Source organism: Alkalicoccus luteus (genome assembly GCF_012034335.1).
Classification (GTDB): domain Bacteria; phylum Bacillota; class Bacilli; order Bacillales; family Salisediminibacteriaceae; genus Alkalicoccus; species Alkalicoccus luteus_A.
Genome location: NZ_JAATHJ010000015.1, coordinates 59,628 through 67,523, shown reverse-complemented (window position 1 = coordinate 67,523; position 7,896 = coordinate 59,628). Strand labels below are relative to the sequence as shown.

At 53.7% G+C, this 7,896-nt stretch carries 11 protein-coding genes; 6 read left to right on the top strand and 5 right to left on the bottom strand.

The window, feature by feature from the left end; genetic code table 11:
* On the top strand, window positions 1-197 hold a 197-nt coding region (locus HCN83_RS18235), incomplete at its 5' end, for a hypothetical protein (RefSeq protein WP_205774604.1).
* A gap of 167 nt (window positions 198-364) precedes the next feature.
* On the opposite strand, the gene HCN83_RS10895 is transcribed toward HCN83_RS18235, so the two are convergent.
* Together HCN83_RS10895 and HCN83_RS10890 are read right to left on the bottom strand one after the other, a co-directional pair.
* Window positions 365-1,804, bottom strand: a complete 1,440-nt coding sequence (locus HCN83_RS10895; protein WP_168007193.1) for a protein adenylyltransferase SelO — start codon at window positions 1,802-1,804, stop codon at window positions 365-367.
* Window positions 1,805-1,868: 64 nt separating this feature from the next.
* Entirely contained in the window at window positions 1,869-2,024 is a 156-nt protein-coding gene (locus HCN83_RS10890) for a hypothetical protein (RefSeq protein ID WP_168007191.1), read from the bottom strand.
* A 189-nt stretch (window positions 2,025-2,213) separates the two neighbouring features.
* Between HCN83_RS10890 and HCN83_RS10885 the strand changes: the two genes are divergently transcribed.
* The 4 genes from HCN83_RS10885 to HCN83_RS10870 are packed head-to-tail and all read left to right on the top strand — an operon-like array spanning window position 2,214 to window position 4,264.
* Window positions 2,214-2,795 (top strand): DedA family protein, encoded by a 582-nt coding sequence (locus HCN83_RS10885; RefSeq protein WP_168007189.1) that lies wholly within the window; start codon window positions 2,214-2,216, stop codon window positions 2,793-2,795.
* A 56-nt stretch (window positions 2,796-2,851) separates the two neighbouring features.
* Window positions 2,852-3,097 carry a glutaredoxin family protein gene (locus HCN83_RS10880; protein ID WP_168007187.1) on the top strand — a complete coding sequence of 82 codons (246 nt, stop codon included), beginning with the start codon at window positions 2,852-2,854 and terminating at the stop codon, window positions 3,095-3,097.
* Window positions 3,094-3,519: a WapI family immunity protein gene (locus HCN83_RS10875; RefSeq protein WP_168007185.1), complete on the top strand. Its 426-nt coding sequence runs from the start codon at window positions 3,094-3,096 to the stop codon at window positions 3,517-3,519. The genes HCN83_RS10880 and HCN83_RS10875 overlap by 4 nt, the downstream gene beginning before the upstream one ends.
* The gene (locus HCN83_RS10870) at window positions 3,509-4,264 is read left to right on the top strand and encodes a VOC family protein (protein WP_168007183.1); all 756 of its coding nucleotides are present in this window, start codon (window positions 3,509-3,511) and stop codon (window positions 4,262-4,264) included. The genes HCN83_RS10875 and HCN83_RS10870 overlap by 11 nt, the downstream gene beginning before the upstream one ends.
* Before the next feature lie 146 nt (window positions 4,265-4,410).
* Here HCN83_RS10870 and HCN83_RS10865 read toward each other — a convergent pair whose 3' ends face one another.
* A complete protein-coding gene (locus HCN83_RS10865) occupies window positions 4,411-4,860 on the bottom strand; it encodes an Lrp/AsnC family transcriptional regulator (RefSeq protein WP_168007181.1) in 450 nt (149 codons plus the stop codon).
* Window positions 4,861-5,014: 154 nt separating this feature from the next.
* Between HCN83_RS10865 and HCN83_RS10860 the strand changes: the two genes are divergently transcribed.
* The gene (locus tag HCN83_RS10860) at window positions 5,015-5,611 is read left to right on the top strand and encodes a hypothetical protein (RefSeq protein WP_168007158.1); all 597 of its coding nucleotides are present in this window, start codon (window positions 5,015-5,017) and stop codon (window positions 5,609-5,611) included.
* Between the two features lie 46 nt (window positions 5,612-5,657).
* On the opposite strand, the gene mgtE is transcribed toward HCN83_RS10860, so the two are convergent.
* Window positions 5,658-7,016 (bottom strand): magnesium transporter, encoded by a 1,359-nt coding sequence (mgtE, locus tag HCN83_RS10855; protein WP_168007156.1) that lies wholly within the window; start codon window positions 7,014-7,016, stop codon window positions 5,658-5,660.
* A 128-nt stretch (window positions 7,017-7,144) separates the two neighbouring features.
* A complete protein-coding gene (locus HCN83_RS10850) occupies window positions 7,145-7,858 on the bottom strand; it encodes a FadR/GntR family transcriptional regulator (RefSeq protein WP_168007154.1) in 714 nt (237 codons plus the stop codon).
* Window positions 7,859-7,896 lie beyond the last annotated feature (38 nt).

Below are 7,896 nucleotides of genomic sequence, written 5' to 3'. Positions count from 1 at the left end.
CGGTTGACTCGCCGATCATGGGGATTTTCCCACGCTGCTTCCTCCATTATCCTCACATCCTTTCTGCTTTCTTTCAGCATGCCAGAGGCGTGATAGGGAAAACAGGCACAGATTCTTTGACGCTTACAAAGCAACTAGCCGATGGCCAAATGTTACAGCCAGCAGAGCAAACGCAACTTAACGCAGAGCAAACGTAACTTGGGCAACTTGAGAGGACTATATAACGAATAAAGGAACAGAAGGCTGGTCAAAAGCAATTCACGAGCCCATAAAAGCAACACTGGCTCCGAACATCGACACCTTCCCCTGCGAGAACGAAAAAAGCGGCCTTCTGAAGGCCGCTTTTTTTCGTCTATCATCATGCTTACGTCCCGCAAAACGTGCGATAGCCTCCTTCATCGTCCGGAGGAGAGCAGAAGCGGGCTGGTTTTCCTGCCTGATACGGATCCTGAAGCGCAGCAAGAAGCTCGTGAAACGATGACATGTCATCGTCCTGAACAGCAGCGCGAAGTGCTTCTTCTACGAGATGGTTTCGCGGAATCACCGCTGGGTTGTGCTGCTTCATGAGCGTCTGCGCCTTCTCCGGAGACGTTCCTTCGTCTGCGAGGCGGGCGTGCCAGCGCTCCATCCAGCCCTGGAAGGCATCGCCGGGCGATTCCCCTTCCGAAAGTGTGCGGAACGTGTTGGTAAAGTCGGCTTTCTCCTGCTCCATCAGACCAAGCAGCTCATCGGCAAGGGCGGCATCGCCGGCTTTTGCCTCATGAAGGCCGAGCTTTCGGCGAACGCCGTCCTGCCAGGCGGCTTCATAGTGGGAGCGGAAGGAATCAATCGCCTGCTGTGCTTTTTCGAGAGCGGGCTCGTCCTCATCAGCAAGAAGCGGCATGATCGATTCGGCCAGGCGCGCCAGGTTCCAGGCCGCGATATACGGCTGATTCTGGTACGCATAGCGGCCGCCGGCGTCGATCGAGCTGAAGACCGTTTTCGGATCATACGCATTCATAAACGCGCACGGCCCGTAGTCAATCGTTTCGCCGCTGATCGTCATGTTATCCGTGTTCATTACGCCGTGGATAAAGCCGACGAGCTGCCACGACGCGATCAGCTCGGCCTGGCGCTCTACAACGGCGTGCAGCAGCTGCTCGTAGCGGTCTTCGCTGCCGGCAGCTTCCGGCAGGTGCCGGCTCACTGCATACTCAGCGAGAGCTTCCCAGTCCTCGTACGAGCCGCCGCGACGGGCAAATTCAAACGTTCCGACGCGCAGATGGCTGGAAGCGGTCCGAGTCAGTACAGCGCCGGGGAGGGCCGTCTCCCGATAGACGTCCTCTCCTGTTTTCACGACAGCGAGGCTGCGGTTCGTGCGGATGCCGAGATGATGCATCGCTTCGCTGATCAAATATTCCCGGAGCATCGGACCAAGCGCAGCCCGACCGTCTCCGCCGCGTGAATACGGCGTCGGTCCAGATCCTTTCAGCTGTATATCAATGAGTTTGCCGTCAGCGGTCAGCTGCTCGCCGACCATCAAGGCGCGTCCATCGCCGAGCATCGTGAAGTTGCCAAACTGATGTCCTGCATAGGCTTGAGCAAAGGGAACAGCGCCTTCCGGCATACGGTTTCCGGCCAGCACATCTGCTTCGTCGCGCAGTGCCTCGGGATCGAGTCCGAGCTCCCGGGCGTGGGCGTCGTTGAGCAGCAGCAGGCGCGGGGAGGCGATCGGCTTCAGCGTCAGCTGCTGATGGAACAGGTCGCGCAGCTCGAGATAGCTTTGCTGGAGCTTCCAACCGGTGTGAAGCTGCTTGTCTGCCATAACATATCCGTCCTTTCAAACGTGTCTTTCCTACATGATACGCCCGTGCTGGAAGGAAATGCAATCACGAGGGCCGCCGCTGGAGCAAAAACAGGACGACGAGCAGCACGGGGATGAAGTAGTTCAGCGGGTTCGTTTCCAGTCTCAGCCCGAACGCATATTGAAAAAGCAGGTAGCTGCCAAATAATACAATCAGTAATAGAAGAAAAGCTCTGGTCATTCGTATTTCTTCCCTTCCATGTAACATCCTCTCAGCTTGAGCATATCGAATTCCGCTGTCTTTAGGACTGTTTTTGATGAAAAAGGAGGACTGTGTGATGCTTTTCCATAATTGTTTTGCAGAAGCGGCTTTTTCTATCGTCATCGAGGGTACATAATAGGAAGAGACAGACGATGGAGGAACGTGCCAATGATTGACATGATACTGACAACACTGCGCGAGCTCGGATGGATCGGGTTGTTTATCGGCGTTGCCGTTGAAGCGTTATCGATTCCGTTTCCAGCTGCGATTATTTTTCTGCTTTACGGATATTTGATTGATCCGACAGGAATGGATCTCGTCTGGCTGAGCCTTGCATCAGCGGCGCTGTATACGGCTGTCGCGTTTTTGCCTTATGCGCTCTCGGTCAAATTTAAATACGTCGTGGAACGGCGCATCCGCACCGGCCGGGCCCAGCGGATGGTCCGTTTCATGCAGAAGTACCGCGGCTGGACGATTGCAGCCGGACGAGTGCTTGGCATGGGCTATATCGTGTATGTGGCGGCATTTTGCCGCATCAGCCCGGCGCGGTACGGCATTTTTACGTTTATAGGCGTATTGCCGGTTGCGTTTCTCATGCTGTACTTAGGCGGACTCGGCAACGTGGAAGCCGTATATGCCGCTTTTCAGCAGGTGCAGTATGTCATCACCGCCCTGATCGTTCTTGCTGTCGGAGTTTATATCTACTACCGGGTCCGCCAGCGGAAAAAGCATCATAAGCGCCAGCTCTAGAAGAAGTCAGCAGGTTTTAGTAAACTGAAGAAAAAGGAAAACAGGAGGATGACAACATGGCAGACGTAATCGTTTATTCTGCGCCGGACTGCGTGGAATGTTCCTTTGTTAAACAGATGCTCGATCGAAAAGGCGTTTCCTATGAAGTAAGGGATATCATGGCGGAGAAAGCCTACCGCGAAGAAGTACAGGAGCTCGGACTGCTAGGAGTCCCGGTGACCGTTTATGAAGGCGAAGCAGTCAAGGGCATGAATCCGGAGCTGGAAGCGCTCGTCAACCGGGCGGCAGAAAAAAGCACGTGACCGTGTCGATAGAAGCTGCAGGGACAAACGGATTCCTGCGGCTTCACGATGTCAGACGCACCTATGCGGCAGCGGACCTTGCAGAAGATCGGGACTGGCTCACCGCTGACGTTACGCTTCAGGCGGACGGTATCAACAGCCGCTTTACAGACACCGTTCTGCAAAGTGGCGAGCTTGCATGCTGGGAGGAGCAGCTGACCGGCAGTACATCGTCCGTGCTGCTCGGCAGTGCAGAGCCGATTATAGAACTTGTTATCGATAAACAAACGCGGACGTGCACCGTAACGCTCGATCAGAAACCGGGGGAAACGCCTCCGAAACGGGTGACGCTTATAAACGTGGATACCTCAACGCTGCTGCAGGGTATCCGCGCGGTGCTGGAGACGTTCCCGCCGCAAAAGGAGGAAAAAGATGAAGCTTGAATGGGACCATGTCGTTCACTATGTAAACGATCCGGAGCAGGCAGCAGAACAGTGCCGAAGCGCCGGCTTAACCGTCATTGCAGGCGGATCTCACGAAAAATGGGGTACTTGGAACCGGCTGCTCTATGCAGACTTAACCTATATGGAATTCATCGGCATCGAAAATGAGGCGGTCGTGAGGGAATCAGAGGAGCGCAATCTCATTTCGCTCGATTCCCTGAAGCATCTGCCCGGTGATGAAGCGATGAGCCGGATTGCCCTCCGGACGGATGATCTCGACAAGGCTGCAAAGGCGCTGCAGGAGAAGGGCCTTGCAGCGGACATCCGCTACGGTGAGCACCGCACGGCGGACGGTACGCTTCTGAAGTGGCGCATGCTGCCGATTGAGGGCGAAACGGCGGGCGTTCCGTATCCGTTTCTCATGGAATGGGGCGACGATGAAGCAGCGCGCAGACAAATGCTCAGCCAGCTGGGGGCGCTGACGCACGAGAGCGGTCCGATTCAGGCCGCGGGTGCGGTCTGGGAAACGCCGGACCCGGATGCAGTCACAGCAGAGTGGAGCCGTCTGTTTGGCTTTCAGCAGGACGGAACGGATCTGTTTCTGAACGGCTGCCGGTTTTCCTTTCAGAAGGGGCGCCGGGCCGGTATGAAAGAAGTGCAGCTGACAGCCGCAACGGGCCTTGCCGGCAGTAAGCTGAAAATCGGGAGTGGACGCTACGTCTTTCTGGTAGAAGAACATAACTAAATTGCCCTGTGTATCGATCTGTCCTGGCATTGAAAAAGCCGCTCCTGAAGTCAGGAGCGGCTTACAGGCTGTAAACAACATCAAGCTGGCTTTGCCGGAAGCTTGCCAGCAGCCACTTCATGCTGCTGACCCTAACGGATCGCGCGTTACAGCTTCATGCCGGTACGGCTTTTAAAGCGGCGCAGCAATATATGGCTCTCTACGCGAGTGATGCCTTCGAGCGCATACAGCTCTTCGTTAATAAAATGCTCCAGCTGAATGAAATCTTCCACGAGAACGTGCATGTGCAGCGTGCTTGGACCGGTCATTTGGTAGCAGCTGGCGACCTTCGAATTTTCAGCGAGCGTTTCCGCTACCTGGACGAGCGCAGTCGGCTCGCAGTCGACTTCAAAGAAAGCGGAGACGCCTTTGCCGACTTTTTCCGAGTTGATAACGACGCTGAATTTTTCAATAATGCCTTCATCCTGTAGCATCTGCATCCGCTCGCGGACGGAAACACGTGACATACCAACTTCCTTTGCCAGATCGACGTAGGACATACGGCCGTGCTCGCTGAGAATATTGAGCATTTGAATATCGGTTTTAGTCAGTTTCATGGACATCGCCTCGCTCTTCATCAGAATAGGTATTTCTATCGTACCACTCTCCACGGTTCAGCACACCTATTTTCACGTAAATTGGAAAAATCATGAAACCATTCGTCGTGCGGTGCGTATGGTACATAACAACAGACGAGGAGGGGGAGAACAGATGAAGCTGCTTGATAAAATGGATCACGATGATGTCGATAAAGTCGTGATCGTCACAGCGATCATCACGACGATCTGTGCGTTTATTCTTCCGGTTGTGATACTGCCGATCGTGCAGGGAACCGTGCTGTTTGACCGGGACAACTGGTTCGTGAACCATACGGGGGCGGCCTACCTTGTTGTAACGGGAGCATTTTTAGTCGTTACAGCGGTGTCGCTTCTATATTTTTTCACCAAACGATACTGGATGAACAAGCATCCGATCGTTCCGGCTGTGATCGTCTTTTTCCTCATGCTGCTTTCGTTTCCGGCTGGCTGGGTCGGTGCGATGAATTACTACTATTTTACGGATGAGGGTTTCACAGTCAACAAAATGATAAGCCTGGACGAAACGTTTTATGCGTGGGAGGACGTCGAGCTGCTTGCACTGACGATCACCGATGATGAGACAAGTGCGGCGTATGATACGATCGAGCTTACGTTTGAGAACGGTGACCGGTTCGAATTCGATGCGAGCGACCCGAATTTCCTCAACCACCGTCGCAATATCATGCAGATGGTGGAAGCACACGGCGGAGAAGTGGACCGCGGCAGATAGACAAAAAACGCCTGTTCCGAATGTGCGATTCGGAGCAGGCGTTTCGTTATGAGAGATTAATTAAAAACGTTGTCGCGATGCCGAAGTAAATCAGCAGCGATAAAATATCGTTGATCGTCGTGATAAGCGGACCGGAAGCGATGGCCGGGTCGACGTTCAGCTTATACAGAATAAGCGGAATGATCGTTCCGGCAAGCGTGCCGATAATCAGTGTCAGCAGAAGGGACGAGCCGACGACAAGTCCGAGCTGCAGATCTCCTTGCCAAAAGAAGGCGACGAAGGTGATCAGAATACCGCACGTAATACCAATTAAAATACCGACCCAGAACTCACGCAATATCAGTCTGGCCGTCTGTTTAAAGGTTAAATCCTCCTGCACAAGCCCGCGGACGACGACAGCGAGCGACTGGGTGCCGGTGTTTCCGGTCATCCCGGCGATCATGGGCATGAAAAAGGCAAGCGCCACCACTGCATCGAGTGTCCCTTCAAATCCGCTGATAATACCCCCGGATACGAGTCCCACAAACAGAAGAATGATCAGCCATGGGAGACGCCTGTAGGCAGCGACGAGCGGTTTTGTGGAAAAATCGATATCCTTACCGGATGCAGAAAGGCGCTCGATATCTTCATTCGCTTCCTGGATAACTACGTCGATAATGTCATCGACCGTGATCACGCCGGCCAGTGTGTTATCTTCTTTTACGACGGGAAGGGAGACGAAGTCGTAGCGGCTGATCAGCTTCGCGGCTTCTTCCTGGTCCTCCGTTACCTCTACTTTCACCACGCGTCCGTACATGACATCTTCAATTTTTTCATCTGCTTCCGCAAGCAGAAGGTCGCGGTAGGAAACAACCCCGACGAGCTTTCGTTCCTCGTCAATGACATACAGGTAGTTTAAGTATTCAGCGAGCTCGGCGAATTCCTTCAGCTTATCGACGGCTTCACCGATCGTATAATGTTTTTTTATCCAGACGAAGCGGTTGTTCATGAGTCGTCCAGCCGTTTCCGGCGGATAGTTCATGATATCCTGCACCATCTGTGATTCTTCCCGCTTCATGTCTCCGAGCAGCTCCTTCATCTTTTCCGGCTCAAGATCTGTCAGAAAAGAGGCGAGCTCATCGTTTTCCATGAGGTCGAGAACTTTCGTAGACCGCTTGGCGCCGAGGCGGTCCAGTACGTCGAGCTGATCATCCTGGTCAAGCTCGCCCATGAGATCGGTCAATTCTTCAATCGTCATGTAGGCTAAAAATTTATAGCGGTGCTTCTCCGGAATTTCTTTGTACTGCCACGCCATATCGTATGGCTGCAGTTCCTCCATCAGTTCCTGGAATGCCTTGCGGCGGCCTTCTTTCAGCGTTTGAATGACGGCGAGCGTCAGTTCGTTTTCGGTCATGGTGATCGGCATGGCTTTTCCTCCGTTCCTGCTGTTGTTTCCATCATCCCACACCGCTTCATAAAAGAGAATAGGACAAGAGCTGTTTCACGTGAAACACGTGCAAATCATCACCTGTTTTCGAATAAAGGCAGCGGCCGTCAGGACTGGCTGATACCGTCGATAATCGCCTTTTCGACGTTGGAGAGGTGGGTGAGCATCGCTTGTCTTGCCGCATCTGCGCTGCCGGCCTGAATCGCTTCAAAAATGGCAACGTGTTCTTCATACAGCCGCGTGAGCGTCTTTTTTTCTGAGAACAGCCAGACGCGGCGTGCTTCGTACATCGTGCGCCTGAGTGTATCGGCAAGCTGCTCCATCATGCTGTACAGTGTTTTATTGCCGGCAGCAGCCGCAACGGCTAGATGAAACGCGACGTCGGACGCTTCGCCTACATCTTCACCGGAAGCAGCGGCCATATCGTCGAGCGCCTCCTGCATGACGCGCAGGTGCTCGTCGTTCCGCTTCTCAGCAGCAAGCTCCGCGGCTCCGGCTTCCATCAGCTTGCGGACCTCAAAGAGATCGAGCATCTCCTGTCTGGATATCACCCGCTCCGATTTGAGTGGATCGGACATGCTGGAGAAGTCATAGTCGTTCACAAACGTTCCTTCCCCCTGACGGATCGTAACAGCGCCAACCGCCCGCAGCGCACTCAGTGCTTCACGGACGGCCGAGCGGCTCACTTGAAACTCGTCGGCGAGATGGACAACGGAATGTAGCTTCTCACCAGGCTTCAGTTCCCCGGAGCGGATTTGTTCTTCTATCTGGTCACGCACAATCTCGGAAATCTTTTTATTTTTAATCTGCTTGAAGCTCATAGCGGCAGTCTCCTTCTTAATAACAAACGTTCTTTTCA